Origin of the sequence: Pedococcus bigeumensis (assembly GCF_006438965.1) — a bacterium.
GTDB classification, from domain to species: Bacteria; Actinomycetota; Actinomycetes; order Actinomycetales; family Dermatophilaceae; genus Pedococcus; species Pedococcus bigeumensis_A.
Map to the genome: position 1 here is coordinate 967,080 of NZ_RCZM01000001.1, position 21,963 is coordinate 989,042.

Consider the following 21,963-nt stretch of genomic DNA (forward strand, 5'->3'; position numbering starts at 1 on the left):
GAGCCAAGCGCGCTCGATCCACCGCTTCCTGATGGAAGCGCAAGGATTTGACGCCCAAGAGCGAAGCGAGTAACTTTGAAGGGTTGCCCCGAACACAGACCGAAAGGTCCGTCGATGGTGCGCGTCCGAACCTTGAGAACTCAACAGCGTGTCAAAAATCGATGCCAATTACCTCGTCTCGAGGTGGCAGCGAACCAGGCCAAAGGTCTGGGGATGCAGTCACGTCGAACGAAAATCCTTTGGTTGACAATGAATTTCTAGCAATAGCTAGTTGTTCTTGCTCAGTCAGTGAAACAACCCTTCTTGGGTAGAAGTTTCGTGGTCTTCGGACCACGAGCTAAACATCAATGGAGAGTTTGATCCTGGCTCAGGACGAACGCTGGCGGCGTGCTTAACACATGCAAGTCGAACGGTGACGGTGGGAGCTTGCTCCTACCTGATCAGTGGCGAACGGGTGAGTAACACGTGAGTAACCTGCCCCAGACTCTGGAATAACCCCGGGAAACCGGAGCTAATACCGGATACGAGACGAAGCTGCATGGCTATCGTCTGGAAAGTTTTTCGGTCTGGGATGGACTCGCGGCCTATCAGCTTGTTGGTGAGGTAATGGCTCACCAAGGCGACGACGGGTAGCCGGCCTGAGAGGGCGACCGGCCACACTGGGACTGAGACACGGCCCAGACTCCTACGGGAGGCAGCAGTGGGGAATATTGCACAATGGGCGAAAGCCTGATGCAGCGACGCCGCGTGAGGGATGACGGCCTTCGGGTTGTAAACCTCTTTCAGCAGGGAAGAAGCGAAAGTGACGGTACCTGCAGAAGAAGCACCGGCTAACTACGTGCCAGCAGCCGCGGTAATACGTAGGGTGCGAGCGTTGTCCGGAATTATTGGGCGTAAAGAGCTTGTAGGCGGTCTGTCGCGTCTGCCGTGAAATTTCGGGGCTCAACCCCGAACTTGCGGTGGGTACGGGCAGACTAGAGTGTGGTAGGGGAGACTGGAATTCCTGGTGTAGCGGTGAAATGCGCAGATATCAGGAGGAACACCGATGGCGAAGGCAGGTCTCTGGGCCACTACTGACGCTGAGAAGCGAAAGCATGGGGAGCGAACAGGATTAGATACCCTGGTAGTCCATGCCGTAAACGTTGGGAACTAGGTGTGGGTCTCATTCCACGAGATCCGTGCCGCAGCTAACGCATTAAGTTCCCCGCCTGGGGAGTACGGCCGCAAGGCTAAAACTCAAAGGAATTGACGGGGGCCCGCACAAGCGGCGGAGCATGCGGATTAATTCGATGCAACGCGAAGAACCTTACCAAGGCTTGACATATGCGAGAACGCTGCAGAGATGCAGAACTCTTTGGACACTCGCATACAGGTGGTGCATGGTTGTCGTCAGCTCGTGTCGTGAGATGTTGGGTTAAGTCCCGCAACGAGCGCAACCCTCGTTCTATGTTGCCAGCACGTAATGGTGGGGACTCATAGGAGACTGCCGGGGTCAACTCGGAGGAAGGTGGGGATGACGTCAAATCATCATGCCCCTTATGTCTTGGGCTTCACGCATGCTACAATGGCCGGTACAAAGGGCTGCGATACCGCGAGGTGGAGCGAATCCCAAAAAACCGGTCTCAGTTCGGATTGGGGTCTGCAACTCGACCCCATGAAGTCGGAGTCGCTAGTAATCGCAGATCAGCAACGCTGCGGTGAATACGTTCCCGGGCCTTGTACACACCGCCCGTCAAGTCACGAAAGTCGGTAACACCCGAAGCCGGTGGCCCAACTCGCAAGAGGGGGAGCCGTCGAAGGTGGGACTGGCGATTGGGACTAAGTCGTAACAAGGTAGCCGTACCGGAAGGTGCGGCTGGATCACCTCCTTTCTAAGGAGCACTGGTCGCGAAAGCGATCCAGAGCCTGGTCTGTAGGCGTATGTCCTACACCAGGAGCTCAAGGGTGGAACATCGATTATTTGGCGCTGACATCAACTCGTAAGCAAGTACAGGTCTTCGGACTGGGAACGCGACCGAGAGGGTGCCGGCGCCTGACACGTTGTTGGGTCCTGAGGGCTTCGGGCGAAAGCTTGAACCTCAGGCCGGTAGATCGGCCAGGACCCTTCCCACGGATGAACCACCGCACGGTGCTGTTGAACAGCTACCACGCGGCAGGCACCGACACGGGGAAGGGGCCGCCCGTACCTTGAGAACTACACAGTGGACGCGAGCATCTTTGTAAACTCAAGTTTATAAGGGCAAACGGTGGATGCCTTGGCACCAGGAACCGAAGAAGGACGTAGGAATCTGCGATAAGCCTCGGGGAGTCGATAACCAGACTGTGATCCGAGGATTTCCGAATGGGGAAACCCGGCTGGAGGCAAGTCCAGTCACTCCCGCCTGAACACATAGGGCGGGTAGAGGGAACGTGGGGAAGTGAAACATCTCAGTACCCACAGGAAGAGAAAGCAACCGCGATTCCGTGAGTAGTGGCGAGCGAAAGCGGAAGAGGCTAAACCGATCATGTGTGATAGCTGTCAGGCGTTGCATGGTCGGGGTCGTGGGACTTTTCAGTCAGTACTGACATTCTGACATGGAGTCAAAAATGCGCGTTATAGTCGAAGGGCATTGAAAGGCCCGGCACAGAGGGTGCGACCCCCGTAGACGAAATGATGTGCACTCCAGAGAAGTATCCCAAGTAGCACGGGGCCCGAGAAATCCCGTGTGAATCTGGCGGGACCACCCGCTAAGCCTAAATATTCCCTGGTGACCGATAGCGGACAAGTACCGTGAGGGAAAGGTGAAAAGTACCCCGGGAGGGGAGTGAAATAGATCCTGAAACCGTTTGCCTACAATCCGTTGGAGCCTCCTTGTGGGGTGACAGCGTGCCTTTTGAAGAATGAGCCTGCGAGTTAGTGCTCAGTGGCGAGGTTAACCCGTGTGGGGAAGCCGTAGCGAAAGCGAGTCCGAATAGGGCGATATAGTCGCTGGGTCTAGACCCGAAGCGGAGTGATCTACCCATGGCCAGGTTGAAGCGACGGTAAGACGTCGTGGAGGACCGAACCCACTTAGGTTGAAAACTGAGGGGATGAGCTGTGGGTAGGGGTGAAAGGCCAATCAAACTCCGTGATAGCTGGTTCTCCCCGAAATGCATTTAGGTGCAGCGTCACGTGTTTCTTACCGGAGGTAGAGCTACTGGATAGCTAATGGGCCTCACCAGGTTACTGACGTTAGCCAAACTCCGAATGCCGGTAAGTGAGAGCGTGGCAGTGAGACTGCGGGGGATAAGCTCCGTAGTCGAGAGGGAAACAGCCCAGACCACCATCTAAGGTCCCTAAGCGTGTGCTAAGTGGGAAAGGATGTGGAGTTGCATTGACAACCAGGAGGTTGGCTTAGAAGCAGCCACCCTTTAAAGAGTGCGTAATAGCTCACTGGTCAAGTGATTCCGCGCCGACAATGTAGCGGGGCTCAAGCACACCACCGAAGCTGTGGCATTGACACTTTGCCCGGCCGTGACATCTGAGGATCCACGGTCCAAGCGTGTTGATGGGTAGGGGAGCGTCGTGTGGCCAGGGAAGCGGCGGAGTGATCCAGCCGTGGAGGCCACACGAGTGAGAATGCAGGCATGAGTAGCGAATGACGGGCGAGAAACCCGTCCGCCGAATATCCAAGGGTTCCAGGGTCAAGCTAATCTGCCCTGGGTAAGTCGGGACCTAAGGCGAGGCCGACAGGCGTAGTCGATGGACATCCGGTTGATATTCCGGAACCGGCGAAGAACCGCCCATGACGAACCTAGTGATGCTAAGCGCCTGAAGCTCGATGACGTCTTCGGACTGATTTGAGTGGAGCGCGCGACCCGATCTAGTACTAGTCAAGCGATGGAGAGACGCAGGAAGGTAGCTGAGCGTGGCGATGGTAGTCCACGTCTAAGGGTGTAGGGAGTGAGATAGGCAAATCCGTCTCACACATATCCTGAGACCTGATGGGTAACCCGTATGGGTGAAATCAGTGATCCTATGCTGCCAAGAAAATCTTCTAGCGAGGTTCGAGCCGCCCGTACCCCAAACCGACTCAGGTGGATAGGTAGAGAATACCAAGGCGATCGAGTGAATCGTGGTTAAGGAACTCGGCAAAATACCCCCGTAACTTCGGGAGAAGGGGGGCCCTGATCGTGACGGCACTTGCTGCCCGAGCGTGATCGGCCGCAGAGACCAGGGAGAAGCGACTGTTTACTAAAAACACAGGTCCGTGCGAAGTCGCAAGACGATGTATACGGACTGACGCCTGCCCGGTGCTGGAAGGTTAAGAGGACGGGTTAGTTCTTCGGAGCGAAGCTCAGAATTTAAGCCCCAGTAAACGGCGGTGGTAACTATAACCATCCTAAGGTAGCGAAATTCCTTGTCGGGTAAGTTCCGACCTGCACGAATGGCGTAACGACTTCTCCACTGTCTCAACCACGAACTCGGCGAAATTGCACTACGAGTAAAGATGCTCGTTACGCGCAGCAGGACGGAAAGACCCCGGGACCTTTACTACAGCTTGGTATTGGTGTTCGGTACGGCTTGTGTAGGATAGGTGGGAGACTTTGAAGCCGGCACGCCAGTGTCGGTGGAGTCAACGTTGAAATACCACTCTGGTCGTTCTGGATATCTAACCTCGGTCCGTGATCCGGATCAGGGACAGTGCCTGGTGGGTAGTTTAACTGGGGCGGTTGCCTCCTAAAAGGTAACGGAGGCGCCCAAAGGTTCCCTCAGCCTGGTTGGTAATCAGGTTTCGAGTGTAAGTGCACAAGGGAGCTTGACTGTGAGAGAGGCATCTCGAGCAGGGACGAAAGTCGGGACTAGTGATCCGGCGGTGGCTTGTGGAAGCGCCGTCGCTCAACGGATAAAAGGTACCCCGGGGATAACAGGCTGATCTTGCCCAAGAGTCCATATCGACGGCATGGTTTGGCACCTCGATGTCGGCTCGTCGCATCCTGGGGCTGGAGTAGGTCCCAAGGGTTGGGCTGTTCGCCCATTAAAGCGGTACGCGAGCTGGGTTTAGAACGTCGTGAGACAGTTCGGTCCCTATCCGCTGTGCGCGTAGGAAACTTGAGAAGGGCTATCCCTAGTACGAGAGGACCGGGATGGACGAACCTCTGGTGTGTCAGTTGTTCTGCCAAGAGCACGGCTGATTAGCTACGTTCGGAAACGATAACCGCTGAAAGCATCTAAGCGGGAAGCGTGCTTCAAGATGAGGTTTCCATGGACTTAGGTCCGAGAGGCTCCCAGCTAGACTACTGGGTTGATAGGCCAGACGTGGAAGTGCAGTAATGCATGTAGCTGACTGGTACTAATAAGCCGATAACTTGATTACAAAGATGCTACGCGTCCACTGTGTGGTTCCCGAGATACGGTCGGGAAACAAAACCACTGATTGATATCTCCATAGAGTTTCGGCTGTCATAGCGAAGGGGAAACGCCCGGCTCCATTCCGAACCCGGAAGCTAAGCCCTTCAGCGCCGATGGTACTGCACTGGTGACGGTGTGGGAGAGTAGGACGCAGCCGGACATACTTTCAAAAGGGCCATCCCACTCGGGATGGCCCTTTTGGCATTCCCCGGGACAAGTTCGCCCCCGGTGGGCGGTGCTGTCCCGGGAAGACCGCAGTCCGTAGACTGCGACCGAATACCTGCACAGCGAGGAGCAGAACGTGCCCGAGAACCAGTCAGGCCGAGGTGGCCAGGACCGTCGTCCCCCGTCGGGTGGTGGTGGTCGCCCCTCCGGCGGAGCCGGTGGACGTGGTGGGTCCTCGGGCCCACGCCGTGACGGCCCCAGCTCGTCGCGCGGAGAAGGCTCCTCGCGTGGCGGTTCCGGAGGTCGCCCTAGTGGTGACCGGGGTGACCGGGGTGACCGGGGTGGCCACGCGCCTCGCGGCGGTTCCGCGTCGCGCGGCGACCGTCGGGACACCGGCGCGTTCGACACCGGTGAGCGCGGCGGCCCGCGGCTGGCGCCGAAGAAGCCCAAGCTCCCGGAGCCGCGGATCGCGGACGGCGTGACCGGCAAGGAGCTGGACCGCTCGGTCCACCAGCAGCTGCGCACCCTGAGCAAGGAGAACGCCGAAGGCGTTGCCCAGCACCTGGTCATGGCGGCCGCGCTCCTCGAGGTCGACGACCTCGAGAGTGCCGAGGCCCATGCCGAGACGGCGGTACGCCGGGCCGGGCGAGTACCTGCGGCCCGCGAGGCCCTGGGCCTGGTGGCTTACCGCAAGGGCGAGTGGGCCCGCGCGCTCAGCGAGTTCCGCACGGCCCGCCGGCTCAGCGGTTCCTCCCACATGCTCGCGCTCATGGTCGACTGCGAACGCGGTCTGGGCCGTCCCGAGCGCGCGCTCGAGCTCGCGATGTCCCCGGAGGCCAAGACCCTGGCCACCGAGGACCGGGTGGAGCTGGCGATCGTCATCTCCGGTATCCGTCGAGACCTCGGACAGCTCGAGGCGGCCCAGCTGGCCCTCGAGATCCCCCAGCTCAAGGCGGCTCGGAAGCCATGGACCGCCCGGCTGTCCTATGCCTATGCCGAGACTCTCCTGGCTGTCGGGCGCGACGACGACGCTCGTGAGTGGTTTGCCCGCGCCGCCGACGCCGACGACGAGCTGGAGACCGACGCGGCAGAGCGACTCGCCGAGCTTGACGGGGTCATCCTGACCGACCTGCTCGAGGGCGAAGAGGACGACGACGCGGACGACTCAGCGTCCCCTCGAGGAGAGGCTCCGGGCGGGGAAGCCCGCTGAGGTGACGGGTCTGATCGAGCAGTACTCGGCCGTGGTCTGTGACCTCGATGGGGTGGTCTACCGCGGACCGGAGGCGGTCGAGCATGCGGTCGCAGCCCTGACCGCCCTCACCGTGCCCATCGTGTTCGCCACCAACAACGCATCGCGCCCACCCGGGGAGGTCGCGGCACACCTGACCGACCTGGGCCTGCACGTGACCGGTCGCGATGTCGCGACCAGCTCGCAGGCGGGTGCGGTCGCGTTGTCGGGTCTGCTGCCTGCCGGAGCCACCATCCTCGCGGTCGGTGGGATCGGGGTGCGCGAGGCGCTGCAGCACCACGGCTTCACCGTCGTGACGCCGCAACAGGCGCGCGAGGATCCAGACGTCGACGTGGCCGGCGTGCTCCAGGGCTACGGCCTGTCGGTGACCGCCTCAGACCTCGCGGAGACGGCGTATGCCGTGACCGCGGGGGCGGTGTGGGTGGCGACCAACACCGACGTCACCCTGCCGACCCACCGGGGTACGGCGCCGGGCAACGGCACGCTCGTCACGGCGGTCCAGCTGGCCACCGGTCGCGACCCGCTCGTGGTCGGCAAGCCGCACGCGCCGTTGTACGCGCTCTGTGCGCAACGGCTCGGCCGCGAACCCGCTCAGGTCCTGGCGGTGGGGGACCGCCTGGACACCGACATCGCCGGGGCCGTAGCAGCGGGGATGGACTCGGTCCTCGTGCTGACGGGTGTCGACTCGGTGACCAGCCTGGCGACGGCGCCGCCTGCTCGCCGTCCCACCTACCTGCTCCAGGACCTCCGAGCGCTGTCCGAGTCCTACGTGGCCACCGAAGCCGACGAGGGCTGGTGGGTCTGCGGTGGCGAGCGTCGTCGCGTCGTCGACGGCGCGTGGGACGTGGCGACCACGGGTAGCCCGATCGAGACTGCCCGAGCCGGAATCGCGGCCCTGCACGAGGCACTGGACCGCGACCGGCTCGATCCCGATGCGGTCGGCAGACTCGTTCCGGAGATCGATGCGTGGCAGTAGCGTGAGGGTCGCGAGCGACACCCCGCCGCTTCCACCGAGGAGGACCACCGTGGCTTTCGAATCCGTGCGCAGTTACGTGCAGCTCGCTAGCGGGCTTGGCGAGATGACCAAGGCCAGGGCGATGGACGCGGCCCAGGGTCTGCTGGCGCTGCCCGGGGCCGACGAGGTCACCCGACGTGCGGTGCAGGCGTCGACCCTTGCTGACCAGCTGCTCGAGGCTGCCCGTGCGAACCGGGCCAACCTGCTCACCCTGATCCAAGGGGAGGTCGAGTCGGCCCTGAAGAAGGCCGACGTGGCCCGCGTCGCCGACGTGGATGCCGCCCGGATCGCGCTGACGGCCGTCACGAAGGAGATCGCTGACCTGCGCGCGATGCTCGTCGCCACCGGCGCGTCAGCCGTCGCCGGAGCGTCCCGCAGCCCGCTCGCCCGGACGGTCGGCGTCTCTGGCGCGGTGACCACGGCGCACCGGGCGCCGGCACCGGCCGTCGAGCCCAGCCCGACAGCAACGCCCGCGACCAGCTCCACCGTGAAGCGGGCCGCGCCGGCCAAGCGGGGAAGCGCGAAGAAGGCTGCGCCGGCCGCGAAGACGACGGCGAAGAAGACTGCGCCGGCCAAGAGGGCGACGGCGAAGAAGGCCGCGCCGGCCACCAAGGCGACCTCAGCCAAGAAGGCGACCGCCAAAAAGGCAGCGCCGGCGAAGAAGGCAGCGCCCGCCAAAAAGGCAGCGCCGGCGAAGAAGGCAGCGCCCGCCAAAAAGGCAGCGCCCGCCAAAAAGGCAGCGCCGGCGAAGAAGGCTGCGCCGGCGAAGAGGGCGACGGCGAAGAAGACAACTGCGAAGAAGGCCTCGACGTGAGTGACGATTTCCCCGACGACACCGACGTCGCGGGTGCGGCCTCGGACCTTCCGTCCGACAGCGCGGGTGACGGTCTGGCTGCGGCCGCTGCCGGTGGCAACGCCGCGGCAGTCGCGCACGCGTCCCAGCACGAGAACCCGACCGACCGGGCCGAGTCCCTCGGCGCGGGTCTGGGCGACCACGCCACCGGCGACATCGTGATCGACTCGGCCCTGCAGGACCTGCAGAACGCGCCCCAGGACGACCTCGACGCCCAGATCGACGCAGGTCAGCGGGTGCAGCAGACCCTCCAGGCGCGGCTGTCCGACCTCGGCGGCGAGTGAGCGACACGAGCCGGCTCGACCTCGAGCTCGTCCGGCGTGGGCTGGCCCGGTCCAGGGGGCACGCGCGTGGCCTGATCGACGCCGGTGACGTCAGCATCGACGGCAAGCCTGCGGCCAAGCCGGCCACGCCGGTCGGCCACGGCGACCGCATCGAGGTGCGCGAGGCGGGGCCGCGGTGGGTGAGCCGCGCGGCATACAAGCTGGTGGGTGCCTTGGAGACCTTCGGACCGGACGGACTCACGGTGGCGGGCAAGCGGTGCCTCGACGTGGGCGCCTCGACCGGCGGGTTCACCCAGGTGCTGCTGCACCACGACGCTGCGCACGTGGTCGCGCTCGACGTCGGGCACGGCCAGCTGGTGCCGGAGCTGGCCGACGACCCCCGGGTCACCGACCGGTCGCGCACCACCGTCCGTGGCCTCGCCGCCGCCGACATCGGGGGAGCAGTCGACCTGCTCGTCGCGGACCTCAGCTTCATCTCGCTGACCCTGGTGCTCGACACGTTCCGGGGGCTGCTGCTCGACTCCGGTGACGCCGTGGTGCTGGTCAAGCCGCAGTTCGAGGTCGGTCGCACCCGGTTGGGCAAGGGTGGCATCGTCCGCGCCTACGGTGACCGCGCCTGGGCCGTCACCGAGGTCGCCCGAGCGGGTGTCGCGGCCGGGCTGCATCCCCGAGCCCTGGCCAAGAGCCCGATCGAGGGCAGTGAGGGCAACGCCGAATACCTGTTGTGGCTGACCCCCCGCGACGCGCAGTCGCTGGGATGGGAGGCTCTGGTGAGGACCGCCGACGACGTGACAGCGCCATGAGCACCCTGAACGCCATGACGGATGCGCAGTTCCCGAAGGGACAGAACACCGTGGGGAGAACACCGTGAGCCCAGCGAGCGCGACGCAGGGACGCAAGATCCTGCTCGTGGCCCACCCCCGCCGCCAGGAGGCCCAGGACGTGGCGACCGAGGTGGTCGCCCGACTGCATGCTGCCGGTATCGAGGTGGTGGTCCAGCGCGACGAGGCCGCCGCGGTCAAGCTGGCCCAGCACCCGGGTGTCACGGTGGTCGACAACGGCAACTCCGCGGCCGAGGGGTGCGAGCTGGTCTGCGTCCTCGGTGGCGACGGCACCATCCTGCGGGGCGCCGAGGTGTCCCGGGGGAGCGGGGCGCCGCTGCTGGGGGTCAACCTGGGCCATGTCGGCTTCCTCGCGGAGGCCGAGCGAGAGGACATCGACGCCACGGTCGAGCACATCGTCGCGAAGACGTACTCGGTCGAGGAGCGGATGACCCTCGAGGTGTCGGCGCACGTCAACGGCGACCCGGTCTACACGAGCTGGGCCCTCAACGAGGTCACCGTCGAGAAGGCCAACCGCGAACGCATGCTCGAGGTCGTCGCCGAGATCGACGGTCGCCCGCTCACCACCTGGGGATGTGACGGGGTGGTCGTCGCGACCCCCACCGGGTCGACCGCCTACGCGTTCTCCGCGGGTGGCCCCGTGGTCTGGCCGGACGTCGAAGCGCTCCTGCTCGTCCCCATCAGTGCGCACGCCCTGTTCGCCCGGCCCCTGGTGCTCGGCCCCAACTCGCACCTTGCGCTGGAGGTCGTGCCCGACACGCTGGGCACGGGTGCCCTGTGGTGCGACGGTCGGCGGGCGGTCGACCTGCCGCCCGGCGCCCGGATCGAGGTGGTGCGGTCGGACACGCCAGTGCGGCTGGCTCGACTGAGCACCTCCCCGTTCACCGACCGGCTGGTGGCCAAGTTCGACCTGTCGATCCACGGGTGGCGTGGCGAGGCCCGGCGTGAGGACGCCGCTCGCGCGGGGCAGCTGCCGCCAGCCTGACCGGCGCCGTCGGTTGTGCGTGAGAGGCTGTGCACCGTGCTGTCCGAACTGAGGATCCAGGGGCTCGGCGTCATCGACGACGCCGTCCTCGAGCTGCACCCCGGGCTCAACGTCGTCACGGGTGAGACCGGCGCAGGCAAGACCATGGTCGTGACCGGTCTGGGCCTGCTCCTCGGCGCCCGGGCGGATGCCGGGCTCGTGCGCGCCGGTTCAGGCAGCGCCGTCGTCGAGGGTGTCGTCGACGTGGCCAGCGACCATCCCGCTGCAGTGCGTGCCGCCGAAGCCGGGGCCGATGTCAGTGACGGCCTGGTGCTGGTGCGCTCCGTGTCGGCTGAGGGCCGATCGAGGGCGCACGTCGGTGGGCGCACCGCCCCGGTGGGGGTGCTCAGCGAGATCGGTGAGCACCTCGTCGCCGTCCACGGCCAGGCCGACCAGTGGCGGCTGCGGCAGAGCGACCAGCACCGTGCGGTGCTCGACCAGTTCGGGGGAGCGCCGCTGCACAAGGCGCTCCAGCGCTACACCGATGTCTACGACGCCCACCAGGCCGCCGCCGCCGAGCTGGCGAGCCTGCGTGAGCAGGCCCGAGACCGGGCCCGCGAGATCGAGGTCCTGCAGCACGGGCTCGAGCAGCTCGAGCAGATCGACCCCCAGTCCGGTGAGGACGCCGACCTGCGGGTCGAGGATGAACGACTCGGCCATGCCGAAGGGCTTCGTGGTGCCGCGTCCCTGGCGCACGACCACCTGGCCGGAGCCGAGGAGTATGCCGTGGAGCCGGCACCCAGCGCCGTCGAGCGGATCGCCGCGGCACGTCAGGCACTCCTGGGGGAGGTCGACCACGACCCGGCGCTGCGTGAGCTGGACCGCCGGCTGGCCGATCTCGGCTACCTCGCGGCTGACCTGGCGGCTGACCTCAGCGGCTACCTCACCGACGTCGAGGTCGACCCGGCCCGGATGTCCTGGGTCCAGCAACGCCGCGCCGACCTCACAGCACTGACCCGCAAGTACGGCGAGACGATCGACGACGTGCTCGAGTGGGGCCGGACCTCGGCCCAGCGCCTCGACCTGTTGATGGGTTCGGACAGCCGGATCGAGGCCCTCGAGCCCGAGGTCGTCAGGCTGACCCAGGAGCGCACCGACGCCGCCCGGGCGCTGACCAAGGCCCGGGCCGCAGCCGCCAAGCGGCTGGCCGCCGCGGTGACCGGTGAGCTCGCGCACCTCGCGATGGGCGAGGCGACGGTCGACGTCGCTGTCAGCCCGCGCTCCACCGGACTGACCAGGCACGGCGGCGACGATGTCGAGATCCTGCTCGCCGCGAACCCCGGCAGTCCTGCCCGCACCGTGGCCAAGGCGGCCTCCGGTGGTGAGCTGTCGCGGGTGATGCTGGCGCTGGAGGTGGTCACGGGCGCGGCTGGTGGCAGCGACATCCCGACCTTCGTCTTCGACGAGGTCGACGCCGGGGTCGGCGGAGCTGCCGCCCTCGACGTCGGCGCCCGGCTGGCCGCGCTCGCGCAGCACGCGCAGGTCGTCGTGGTGACCCACCTGCCCCAGGTGGCCGCCTACGCCGACCGGCACCTCGTGGTCCGCAAGTCCAGCGACGGGCACATCACGTCCAGCGGGGTGCACGCCCTCGACGGTGACGAGCGGCTCCGCGAGCTCGCCCGGATGATGGCCGGCGTCGACACGGGCACCGCCCTCGACCACGCCCGCGAGCTCGTCGAGGAGACCACCTCCCGGCGCGCGGCCGCGGCCGGGGCGTCCTCCTCCCGCGTCTGACCCACCACCTCCGTCGACCGGCCATCGTCCGGCCATCGTCCGGGGCTTGCGTCCGGCTTGCATCCTTTGCCGGGGTGACCCAGGTCGCGCCCGCGTGCCCGCGTGGGGCGCGCGGCATACCCATGGGCCCATGGGAGGATGGGAACGATGCCTTTGAAGTTCCCCCGCCAACGTGCCCGCGACCCCGAGACCCCGGGGGTACGCGGGCTGGTCCGCGTGGACGCCCGGACCAAGAACCTCACCAAGCGGCTGCGCCCCGGCGAGATCGCGGTGATCGACCACCAGGACATCGACAAGGTGAGCGCCGAGGCGCTGCTGGCCTGCAAGCCGGCCGCCGTGGTCAACGCGGCGCCGTCGATCTCCGGGCGGTATCCCAACCTGGGACCCGAGATCCTCGTCGACGCCGGCATCCCGCTGATCGACAACGTCGGCAAGGACGTCATGCACGACCTGCACGAGGGTCAGCTGGTCCGGATCGACGGTGACGAGATCTGGGTCGACGACGAGATCGTCGCCAAGGGCCAGGCCTTCGACCACGCCCTGGTGCACTCCTCCATGGTCGAGGCCAGGGCCGGGCTGGCCGTCCAGCTCGAGGCGTTCGCGGCCAACACGATGGAGTACCTCCGTCGGGAGCGGGACCTGCTGCTCGACGGGGTGGGCGTCCCGGACATCACGACCAAGATCGACGGCCGGCACGCGTTGATCGTCGTGCGCGGCTACCACTACAAGGAAGACCTGCGCATGCTGCGCAGCTACATCCGCGAGTACCGCCCCGTGCTCATCGGCGTCGACGGGGGAGCCGATGCGCTCCTCGAGGTCGGGCTCAAACCCGACCTGATCGTTGGCGACATGGACTCGGTCTCCGACGCGACCCTGCGCTGCGGCGCCGAGATCGTCGTTCACGCCTACCGCGACGGCAACGCCCCCGGGCTGGAGCGGGTCCGCCGGCTCGGCGTCGAACCAGTCGTCTTCCCCGCCACCGGGACCAGCGAGGACGTCGCCATGCTGCTGGCCGACGACAAGGGGGCCGAGCTGATCGTGGCCGTCGGGTCGCACGCCACCCTGGTCGAGTTCCTCGACAAGGGGCGCAGCGGCATGGCCAGCACCTTCCTCACCAGGCTGCGGGTCGGCGGCAAGCTGATCGACGCCAAGGGTGTCAGCCGGCTCTACCGCTCCCGCATCTCCAACCTTGCCCTCACGCTCATGTTGCTCGTGGGTCTCAGTGCACTGCTCGCCGCGCTCTGGTCCACCACGGGTGGGCGCGCGTTCCTCCAGGTACTCGGCGCCCGCTGGGACGACTTCTGGTCCTTCGTCGTAGGAATTGTCACGTGATCGACTTTCGTTACCACCTCGTCTCGATCGTCTCGATCTTCATGGCTCTCGCCGTGGGCATCGTGCTCGGCGCCGGACCGCTCAAGGAGGACATCGGCAACACCCTCACCTCCGAGGTGAAGAACCTGCGCGCCGACAAGGCCTCCCTGCGCAGCGACCTCGATCTCGCCGAGAAGGGCACCAAGGCGCGCGACGAGTTCACCACCGCCAGCAACCGCAGCCTGCTGGCCGAACGGCTCAAGGACACCACCGTGACCCTCGTGGTGCTGCCGGGGGCCGACTCCAACCTGGTCAAGGCGACACAGGGCACCCTGGCCGCCGCCGGGGCGGTCATCGGCTCGACGGTCTCGGTGCAGGACAACTGGATCGACCCGGAGAAGGCGGCCTTCCGGGCGACGCTTGGCCAGCAGCTGGCCAGCCAGGTCGGCGTACCGATCGACCAGTCCGGCGCTGACGTCGTCAACGCCGTGCTCGCCCGGTCGGTGCTGGCCAAGGCCGGCTCGACGGCGGCCGGCGCGGCCGCCGCCCTCGAGGGTCTGCGCACCGGCGACCTCATCCGCTACACCCCCGGCGACGTCAAGGTCGCATCCGTCGCCGTGGTCGTGGCCGGACCTGTCACGGGGTCCGACAGCGGCGTCCGTGAAGCGCGCGCCACCGGGCTCAGCAGGCTCGCCGGTGCCCTCGATGCGGCCGGCGCCGGGGCGGTCCTCATCGCCCAGAGCGAGAGCCCCGGAGCCACCAACGCCACCTCGGTGATCAGCACGTCGCGCGAGGACGGCGACCAGTCGAAGGTGCTGTCCACGGTCGATGACGGGGAGCTGCCGATGGGCCAGGCCAGCCTGGTCTTCGGCCTGCTCGAGCAGGAGGCCGGCAAGTCGGGGCAGTACGGCCTCGCGTCGGACGCGGCGGCCACGTTCCCGCAGCTGGCGACCAAGTAGCCGCCGTGCGCGCACTCGTGTCCGGCGCCCTCGCCGGGGCGCTCGCGGCCTCGGCCTTGCGCCTGCTTCGCGACAACCCTCCGGGCGGCTCGACCACCTGGGACCGCACCAACCACGCCGGCCGCACCGTCACCCTGCTCGAGGGCCCCGCGTATGCCGTGGGGGCAGCGGGCGCGACAGCCCTGCTCGGAGCGGGCCCGGGCCCGGTGGTGGCTGCAGTGGCCTCAGCCGGGCTGGGGGCCCTCGACGACCTGGCTGGGGACTCGAAGAGCAAGGGCTTCAAGGGCCACCTCGGCGCACTGGCTCGAGGCGAGGTCACCACGGGTGCGGTGAAGATCCTCGGCCTCGGCCTCACCGGTCTGGTGTCGGCCGCACTCATCGACCTTGGCTCGCGCAGCCGCGAGCCCCAGCGGCACGGCATACCCACCGGCACACGCACCGTCTTGGACACCGTGGTCGGTGGCGCCGTGGTCGCCGGATCGGCGAACCTGCTCAACCTGCTCGACCTGCGCCCAGGGCGTGCCCTCAAGGCCACGATCCTGCTGGGGGCGCTCACCGCCAGGTCGCCTCGTTCGGCCGCGGCCTCGGGTGCCGCCACCGGCGCTGCCGTCGGGCTGCTGGGTCCGGACCTGTCCGGTGAGGCGATGCTGGGGGACACCGGCGCCAACAGTGCCGGCGCCCTGCTCGGCGCAGCCCTGGTCCAGCGCACCGGTCGACGCGGACGCTGGGCGGCCCTGGTTGTCCTCACCGCACTGACGCTGGCCTCGGAGAAGGTCTCCTTCACCAAGGTCATCGAGTCCACGCCCGGGCTGCGCGAGCTCGACGCGTGGGGCCGTCGATGACGCAGCGTCGCCGATGACGGCGAGGTCGGTCGGCACCTCGGTCGCCAAGGCTGCGGCGATCATCGCGGTCGTGACCCTGCTCGCGCGTCTCGCCGGGTTCGCGCGCACCCTGGTGTTCTCCGGCAGTGTCGGGACGGGTGGGGTGGGTGACACCTACCAGACCGTCAACATGCTCCCGAACGTCGTGTACGAGGTGGCCGCCGGCGGTGCCCTGGCCGCGGTAGCCGTGCCGCTCATCGCCGGGCAGCTGGGCGCCGGTCGCCGGGAGGACGCGGACCAGACCGCCTCGGCGCTGCTCACGTGGGCCCTGGCCGTGCTCGTCCCGTTGGCTGCGCTGCTCGCGGTGGCATCCCCGTGGATCAGCGACCTGTTCCTCGCCGACACTGCCGAGCCGGGCAGCGCCGACCTGGGCAGGACGATGCTGCTCATCTTCGCGCCGCAGGTCGCCCTCTACGGCGTCGGCATCGTCCTGGCGGGCATCCTCCAGGCCCACCGCCGGTTCCTCGCCGCGGCGCTGGCTCCACTGCTGTCGAGCCTGGTCGTCATGGCCGCCTACGTCGGCTACCGCCTCGTGGCCGAGCCCTCCACCACCCCTGCCGACATCTCGAGCGGGGCCGTCTGGGTGCTCGCCGGCGGCACGACCCTGGGTGTCGTCGTGCTCAGCCTCCCGCTGCTCGTCCCTGCGGCCCGTGCCGGGGTGCGGCTGCGACCGACCTTCACCTTCCCCGACGGGGTGGCCCGACGGGCCGGATCGCTCGCGGGGGCGGGTGTGCTGGCCCTCGTCGCCCAGCAGGCGGCCGTGGCGGCCACCCTGTGGTTGACGCACGCGCCACGCACCGTCGACACGGGTGTGGTCAACGTCTACACCTACGTCCAGGCCGTCTACCTGCTCCCGTATGCCGTGCTGGCCGTGCCGATCGCGACCTCCGCCTTTCCTGCCCTGGCCCACTCGACCGCCGTCGAGGAGCTCCAGCAGCAGGTCGGGACCTCGGCCCGGGACACCCTCGCAGGGGCGCTGCGAGGGATCCTGCTGCTGACCGCCGGTGCCGTCACGGTGCTGATGGCGGTCTCGCGGCCCGTGGGGGTCTTCTTCGCATCGTTCGACCGCGGCGCGCACGCCGGAGGTGCGGCCGCGCTGGCGGCCCTCCCGGGTGCGTTGTCGGCGTATGCCCCTGGACTGGTGGGCTTCTCGGTCACGGCGTTGCTGACCCGGGCTCTGTACGTCCGTGGTCGGCCGATCCACGCGGCGCTCGCGGTCGCCGCCGGGTGGGCGCTCGCCGCGTTGGTCCCTGTGGCGCTGATCCCGGAGGGCTCGGGCGCAGGCACGACGCTGGGAGTGCTGGGCATCGGTTCCACCCTCGGCATGACGGTTTCGGCCGCGGTCCTGGCGCTGCTGGTCCGCAGCGCCTGGGGCGTGGAGGCAGTCAAGGGCGCGGGACGGACGCTCGGAGCCGCGGTGGTGGCGGTGGCGGTCGGGCTCGCCGTGGGCGACACCGTGGCCCGTGGCCTGTCACCGGATTCGTTGTGGTCGGCGCTGGGCAGCGGCCTGCTGGTGGGGGTGGTGACCCTGTTGGCCTACCTGGGCGTGATGATGGTCGCCGACCGCAAGGCCATGCAGGCCCTCCGCCAACGCGGCCGAAGCCGGCGCAAGGGGACCCCCCCGTGAAGGTGGTGATGCTCGTCGGGCGCAGCACCGGGGGGATCGGGACCCATGCCGTCGACCTGGCAGAGGGCCTTCGGGCGCTGGGGGACGAGGTCAGCTTCGTGACGGACCGGATGACGGCCGACCGGTTCGCGATCGCGGGGGCGCTGCTGTGGTGGCCCGGCGGTGCGGTCGGGCCGGTCGAGTCGCTGCGGCACCTGTGGCGGCTGCGCCGGCTGGTCCGCGCTGCCGATGTCGTGCACGCCCACGGGCACCAGGCCGGACTGCTGGCCAGCATTGTCGCGGTCGGGACCCACACCCCGGTCGTCGTGAGCCAGCACAATGCCGTGCTCGGCTCGGGCGGCTTGAAGGGCAGGCTCTCGGGTCTGGTGCAGGGACTCGTCGCACGGCGGGCAGCCCTGACGACCGGAGCCAGCTCCGACCTCGTCGACGAGGCTCGGCGGCACGGCGCGCGCGACACCCGGCTCGCGGCGGTGCCGTCGCCACGGGTACCGGGGCTCCTTGCTCAAGAGACTCCAGACACCGAGGCCCGCCGTGCCCTCGCCGCAGAACTGTTGCGGGACAACGGAATCGACGCCGAGCCCGGCGCTCCGCTGGTCCTGACCATCGCCCGGATCGCACCACAGAAGGACCTCGAAACCCTCGTCGACGCAGGCGGCGCAGCCGAGCCAGCGCAGGCCCCCTGGGTGGTCGTCGGTGACGGGGACGCGGACCTGCTGAGCCGACTACGGCGGCGAGTGGAGGCAGCGGGCTTGCCGGTGCACTTCGTCGGACCGCAGGACGATCCCGACCGCTGGCTCCGTGCCGCCGAGGTCTTCGTGCTCCCCAGCCTGTGGGAGGCCCGTGCACTGGTCGTGCAGGAGGCGATGGCCGCCGGCGTCCCCGTGGTGGCGACCGAGACCGGCGGCCTGACAGACCTCGTGTCCGGCGTCGGCACGCTGGTGCCCGTGCGCGACCCCTCGGCCGTGGCCGCGGCAGTGCAGCGGTACCTCGCTGACCCGGCCGCCCGGCATACCGCCTCCGTGGCGGGCCGGGAGCGGGCCAGATCGTGGGACGACGGCACTGCGACGGCGAGTCGCTGGCACGAGTGGTACTCAGCCCTGCCCGGAATGACGTAGGCTTGAATCCCGTGGTGGAACAGACGAAACACATCTTCGTAACCGGCGGCGTTGCCTCTTCTCTCGGCAAGGGTCTGACCGCGTCCAGCCTCGGACATCTGCTCCGTGCTCGCGGTCTGCGCGTCACGATGCAGAAGCTCGACCCCTATCTCAACGTGGACCCGGGCACGATGAACCCGTTCCAGCACGGTGAGGTCTTCGTGACCGAGGACGGCGCCGAGACCGATCTCGACATCGGCCACTACGAGCGCTTCCTCGACAGCAACCTCGTCGGCCGGGCCAACGTGACCACCGGGCAGATCTACAACCAGGTGATCGCCAAGGAGCGGCGCGGGGAGTACCTCGGCGACACGGTCCAGGTGATCCCGCACATCACCAACGAGATCAAGGAGCGGATGCGGGCCCAGGCGGCCGGCAGCCCCGGCGTCTCGCGGACCGACGCCCCGGACATCATCATCACCGAGATCGGTGGCACCGTCGGCGACATCGAGTCGCTGCCGTTCCTCGAGGCCGCCCGCCAGGTCCGCCACGACGTGGGCCGCGACAACGTCTTCTTCCTGCACGTCTCGCTGGTGCCCTACCTCGCCCCGAGCGGCGAGCTCAAGACCAAGCCGACGCAGCACTCCGTCGCCGCGCTGCGCCAGGTCGGCATCCAGCCGGACGGCCTCGTGCTGCGCGCCGACCGTGAGATCCCGGACAGCATCAAGCGGAAGATCTCGCTGATGTGCGACGTCGACACCGAGGCCTGCGCGGCTGCGGTCGACGCCCCGAGCATCTACGACATCCCCAAGGTGCTGCACAAGGAGGGCCTGGATGCGTTCGTCATCCGTCGTCTCGGCCTGAACTTCCGCGACGTCGACTGGCACGACTGGGACGAGCTGCTGCGCCGCGTGCACAGCCCCGAGCACACCGTCGAGATCGCCCTGGTCGGCAAGTACATCGACCTGCCCGACGCCTACCTCTCGGTCACCGAGGCGATGCGCGCCGGTGGCTTCCAGAACGACGCGAAGGTCTCGATCCGTTGGGTCGCCAGCGACGAGTGCCAGACCGAGTCCGGTGCCCAGAAGGCGCTCGGCGGGGTCGATGCCGTGCTGGTGCCCGGAGGCTTCGGCGTCCGTGGCATCGAGGGCAAGCTCGGCGCGCTCAAGTGGGCCCGCGAGCGGCAGGTCCCCACGCTGGGCATCTGCCTCGGCCTGCAGTGCATGGTCATCGAGTACGCCCGCAACGTCGCCGGCATCGAGGGCGCCAGCTCGACCGAGTTCGACCCGAACACCCCAGCTCCGGTCATCGCGACCATGGAGGAGCAGAAGGCGTTCGTCGAGGGCGCCGGGGACCTGGGCGGCACCATGCGGCTGGGGTCCTACCCGGCCAAGCTGACCGAGGGCTCGGTCATCGCCGAGGCCTACGGTGCCGTGGCGGTCGACGAGCGCCACCGGCACCGCTACGAGGTCAACAACGGCTACCGCGAGCAGCTCGAGGAGGCCGGCCTGGTCTTCTCCGGCCTCTCACCGGACAAGAACCTCGTCGAGTTCGTCGAGCTGCCGCGCGAGGTGCACCCCTACTACGTGTCGACGCAGGCGCACCCCGAGTTCAAGTCGCGACCGCACCGGGCGCACCCGTTGTTCGCCGGTCTGGTCGAGGCAGCCATCAACGCCCAGCGCGCCGCCCGGCTGGTCGAGGTCGAGCGCCCGCGCAGCACGGCCGACGCCAGCGCGTGAGCGAGGAGCTCGCCGACCGGCACGAGGCCATGCCGGTCGTGCACTCCGAGGTCGCGATGCACGGCATGGTGTGGGACATCGTGCGTGACACCGTCGACCTCGGCGAGGCCGGCGAGGTCACCCGCGAGTACGTCCGGCACCCCGGTGCCGTGGCCGTCGCCGCCCTCGACGAGCAGGGCCGGCTCTGCCTGATCCAGCAGTACCGCCACCCGGTGCGCGCCTTCGAGTGGGAGATCCCGGCCGGGTTGCTCGACGTCACGGGGGAGCCGCCGCACGTGGGCGCTGCCCGCGAGCTGCACGAGGAAGCCGACCTCGTCGCGGCCACCTGGCACGTGCTCGCCGACTACGTCAGCTCACCCGGCGGGTTGGACGAGGCGCTGCGCATCTACCTGGCACGAGACCTCTCGCCCGTCCCGGAGGCCGAGCGCCACGTCCGCGACGGTGAAGAGCTCGGTATGCCGGTGCGCTGGGTCCCGCTCGAAGAGATCCGGGACGCGGTCCTCGCCGGCCGCATCCACAACGCCACGATCGTGATCGCCGTCCTTGCGGCACTGGCTGCCCGGGACCTGGGCTGGACCACCCTGCGGACGCACGACGCCCCGTGGCCGAGCCACCCGGCATACCGGAGCTAGCCCGCGGGCCGGATCCGACCAATGACGGTCAAGGGAGCGGATCTTGACAGCGCCGGCGCAGCCGACGAGTCTCGCGCCTGGTGGTGGGCGTCTCCGGCGACCTGCGCCCGACCCTGAAGGTGGCCTGATGGCGAAGAACGAGAAGCACGTGGGCATCGTCGAGCTGGCACCCAACACGCCTCGGCGGTTCTACCGGGGCGGCGAGCGGATCCTTGCGTTCCGGGGGCTTGGCCTGCCCGACGACTTCGACGGCCGACGTCCCGAGGACTGGCTGGCGTCCACCACGCAGCTCTTTGCCGAGGGCGGGGACGGTCTCACCGTGCTGGCTGATGGGCGACTGTTGGTCGATGCCCTTGGGGAGGACCCGACCGGCTGGCTGGGCGAGGCGCACCTCACCCGGCACGGCGCGTCCCCCGGACTTCTCGTCAAGCTGCTCGACGCAGGGGAGCGCCTGCCCGTGCACAGCCACCCCGACCGGGCGTTCGCCCTGCGTCATCTCGACTGCGCGCACGGCAAGACCGAGGCCTGGCTCGTCGTGGCAGCCGAGCCCGGGGCACGGGTGTGGGTCGGCTTCAAGGACGACGTCGACGCCACGCACCTCGCGGAGCTGGTGCAGGCCCAGGACGAACGGCTGCTCGCCCTCCTCAACGGGTTCGAGGTCGAGCGAGGCGATGCGATCCTCGTCCCGGCGGGACAGCCGCACGCGATCGGTGAGGGTGTCCTGGTCGTGGAGCTGCAGGAACCCACCGACTTCTCGGTCATGCTCGAGCACGACCGGTTCGGGCTCGATGCCGACCACGCCTGGCTGGGGCTGACCCCACAAGTCGCCCTCGAGAGTGTCGCCATGGCGGCGCTCGGGCCCGAGGACCTCGCAGCGCTGCGCACGCGGTGGCTGGGCAGTGGCGGGGTCCGGTCCGCGTTGCCCGCCGAGGCGCTGGAGTACTTCACGGCCGAGGTGGTCGACACCCGGGACGGACCCGCCGAGCTGGAAGCCGGCTTCTCCGTCCTCGTCGTCGTCGACGGCGCAGGCACCCTGCGCACGGCTGAACACGCCCCGGTGCCCCTCGTGGTGGGCCAGACCCTCTTGGTCCCCTATGGCGTGGGCGACCTCGTCGTCGACGGGGCCGTCACGGCGCTGCGGTGCTCGCCGTCGCGCTGAGCTGCTCGTCGACGCAGGACTCGA

The 21,963-nt window shown here is 67.8% G+C and carries 15 protein-coding genes and 3 rRNA genes; all 18 read left to right on the plus strand.

Annotated elements, in window-relative coordinates; all coding sequences use genetic code 11:
- The first annotated feature begins 344 nt into the window (after positions 1–344).
- The 18 genes from EAH86_RS04440 (at position 345) to EAH86_RS04525 (ending at position 21,939) form a co-directional block, all read left to right on the plus strand.
- A 16S ribosomal RNA gene (locus EAH86_RS04440) occupies positions 345–1,871 on the plus strand.
- 352 nt (positions 1,872–2,223) lie between these two features.
- Positions 2,224–5,336, plus strand: a 23S ribosomal RNA gene (locus tag EAH86_RS04445).
- A 78-nt stretch (positions 5,337–5,414) separates the two neighbouring features.
- Positions 5,415–5,531: ribosomal RNA gene (gene rrf / locus EAH86_RS04450) — 5S ribosomal RNA — on the plus strand.
- Together the 16S, 23S and 5S rRNA genes form the textbook arrangement of a ribosomal RNA operon.
- A gap of 141 nt (positions 5,532–5,672) precedes the next feature.
- Positions 5,673–6,746, plus strand: coding sequence for a tetratricopeptide repeat protein (locus EAH86_RS04455; protein ID WP_241668176.1), 1,074 nt, complete (start codon positions 5,673–5,675; stop codon positions 6,744–6,746).
- Position 6,747: 1 nt separating this feature from the next.
- On the plus strand, positions 6,748–7,761 hold the full coding sequence (locus tag EAH86_RS04460) for an HAD-IIA family hydrolase (RefSeq protein WP_140737350.1): 1,014 nt from the start codon (positions 6,748–6,750) through the stop codon (positions 7,759–7,761).
- Positions 7,762–7,810: 49 nt separating this feature from the next.
- On the plus strand, positions 7,811–8,614 hold the full coding sequence (locus EAH86_RS20515) for a hypothetical protein (RefSeq protein ID WP_194150730.1): 804 nt from the start codon (positions 7,811–7,813) through the stop codon (positions 8,612–8,614).
- On the plus strand, positions 8,611–8,937 hold the full coding sequence (locus tag EAH86_RS04470; RefSeq protein ID WP_140737351.1) for a hypothetical protein: 327 nt from the start codon (positions 8,611–8,613) through the stop codon (positions 8,935–8,937). The genes EAH86_RS20515 and EAH86_RS04470 overlap by 4 nt, the downstream gene beginning before the upstream one ends.
- Positions 8,934–9,740: a TlyA family RNA methyltransferase gene (locus tag EAH86_RS04475; RefSeq protein ID WP_140737352.1), complete on the plus strand. Its 807-nt coding sequence runs from the start codon at positions 8,934–8,936 to the stop codon at positions 9,738–9,740. The genes EAH86_RS04470 and EAH86_RS04475 overlap by 4 nt, the downstream gene beginning before the upstream one ends.
- A gap of 64 nt (positions 9,741–9,804) precedes the next feature.
- A complete protein-coding gene (locus tag EAH86_RS04480) occupies positions 9,805–10,764 on the plus strand; it encodes an NAD kinase (RefSeq protein WP_170212765.1) in 960 nt (319 codons plus the stop codon).
- A 36-nt stretch (positions 10,765–10,800) separates the two neighbouring features.
- Positions 10,801–12,537, plus strand: a complete 1,737-nt coding sequence (gene recN / locus EAH86_RS04485; protein ID WP_140737353.1) for a DNA repair protein RecN — start codon at positions 10,801–10,803, stop codon at positions 12,535–12,537.
- Between the two features lie 147 nt (positions 12,538–12,684).
- Entirely contained in the window at positions 12,685–13,869 is a 1,185-nt protein-coding gene (gene steA, locus EAH86_RS04490) for a putative cytokinetic ring protein SteA (RefSeq protein WP_140737354.1), read from the plus strand.
- Positions 13,866–14,807, plus strand: a complete 942-nt coding sequence (locus EAH86_RS04495) for a copper transporter (protein ID WP_140737355.1) — start codon at positions 13,866–13,868, stop codon at positions 14,805–14,807. Before steA ends, EAH86_RS04495 begins: the two co-directional genes overlap by 4 nt.
- A gap of 5 nt (positions 14,808–14,812) precedes the next feature.
- On the plus strand, positions 14,813–15,649 hold the full coding sequence (locus EAH86_RS04500; RefSeq protein WP_140737356.1) for a hypothetical protein: 837 nt from the start codon (positions 14,813–14,815) through the stop codon (positions 15,647–15,649).
- A 13-nt stretch (positions 15,650–15,662) separates the two neighbouring features.
- Positions 15,663–17,315 carry a murein biosynthesis integral membrane protein MurJ gene (gene murJ, locus EAH86_RS04505; protein WP_140737357.1) on the plus strand — a complete coding sequence of 551 codons (1,653 nt, stop codon included), beginning with the start codon at positions 15,663–15,665 and terminating at the stop codon, positions 17,313–17,315.
- Positions 17,312–18,430 (plus strand): glycosyltransferase family 4 protein, encoded by a 1,119-nt coding sequence (locus tag EAH86_RS04510; RefSeq protein WP_140737358.1) that lies wholly within the window; start codon positions 17,312–17,314, stop codon positions 18,428–18,430. The genes murJ and EAH86_RS04510 overlap by 4 nt, the downstream gene beginning before the upstream one ends.
- 11 nt (positions 18,431–18,441) lie before the next feature.
- Positions 18,442–20,148, plus strand: coding sequence for a CTP synthase (locus EAH86_RS04515; RefSeq protein ID WP_140737359.1), 1,707 nt, complete (start codon positions 18,442–18,444; stop codon positions 20,146–20,148).
- Complete coding sequence (locus EAH86_RS04520) at positions 20,145–20,780, plus strand: NUDIX domain-containing protein (protein ID WP_425325205.1); 636 nt, start codon at positions 20,145–20,147, stop codon at positions 20,778–20,780. Before EAH86_RS04515 ends, EAH86_RS04520 begins: the two co-directional genes overlap by 4 nt.
- Before the next feature lie 127 nt (positions 20,781–20,907).
- On the plus strand, positions 20,908–21,939 hold the full coding sequence (locus tag EAH86_RS04525; RefSeq protein ID WP_140737360.1) for a class I mannose-6-phosphate isomerase: 1,032 nt from the start codon (positions 20,908–20,910) through the stop codon (positions 21,937–21,939).
- The last annotated feature ends 24 nt before the right edge of the window (positions 21,940–21,963 follow it).

What these genes read in the sequence shown, in the direction of transcription:
- steA (WP_140737354.1), top strand. Translation starts at nt 12,685, where the DNA reads ATGCCTTTGAAGTTCCCCCGCCAACGTGCCCGCGACCCCGAGACCCCG.
- EAH86_RS04525 (WP_140737360.1), top strand. Translation starts at nt 20,908, where the DNA reads ATGGCGAAGAACGAGAAGCACGTGGGCATCGTCGAGCTGGCACCCAAC.
- murJ (WP_140737357.1), top strand. Translation starts at nt 15,663, where the DNA reads ATGACGGCGAGGTCGGTCGGCACCTCGGTCGCCAAGGCTGCGGCGATC.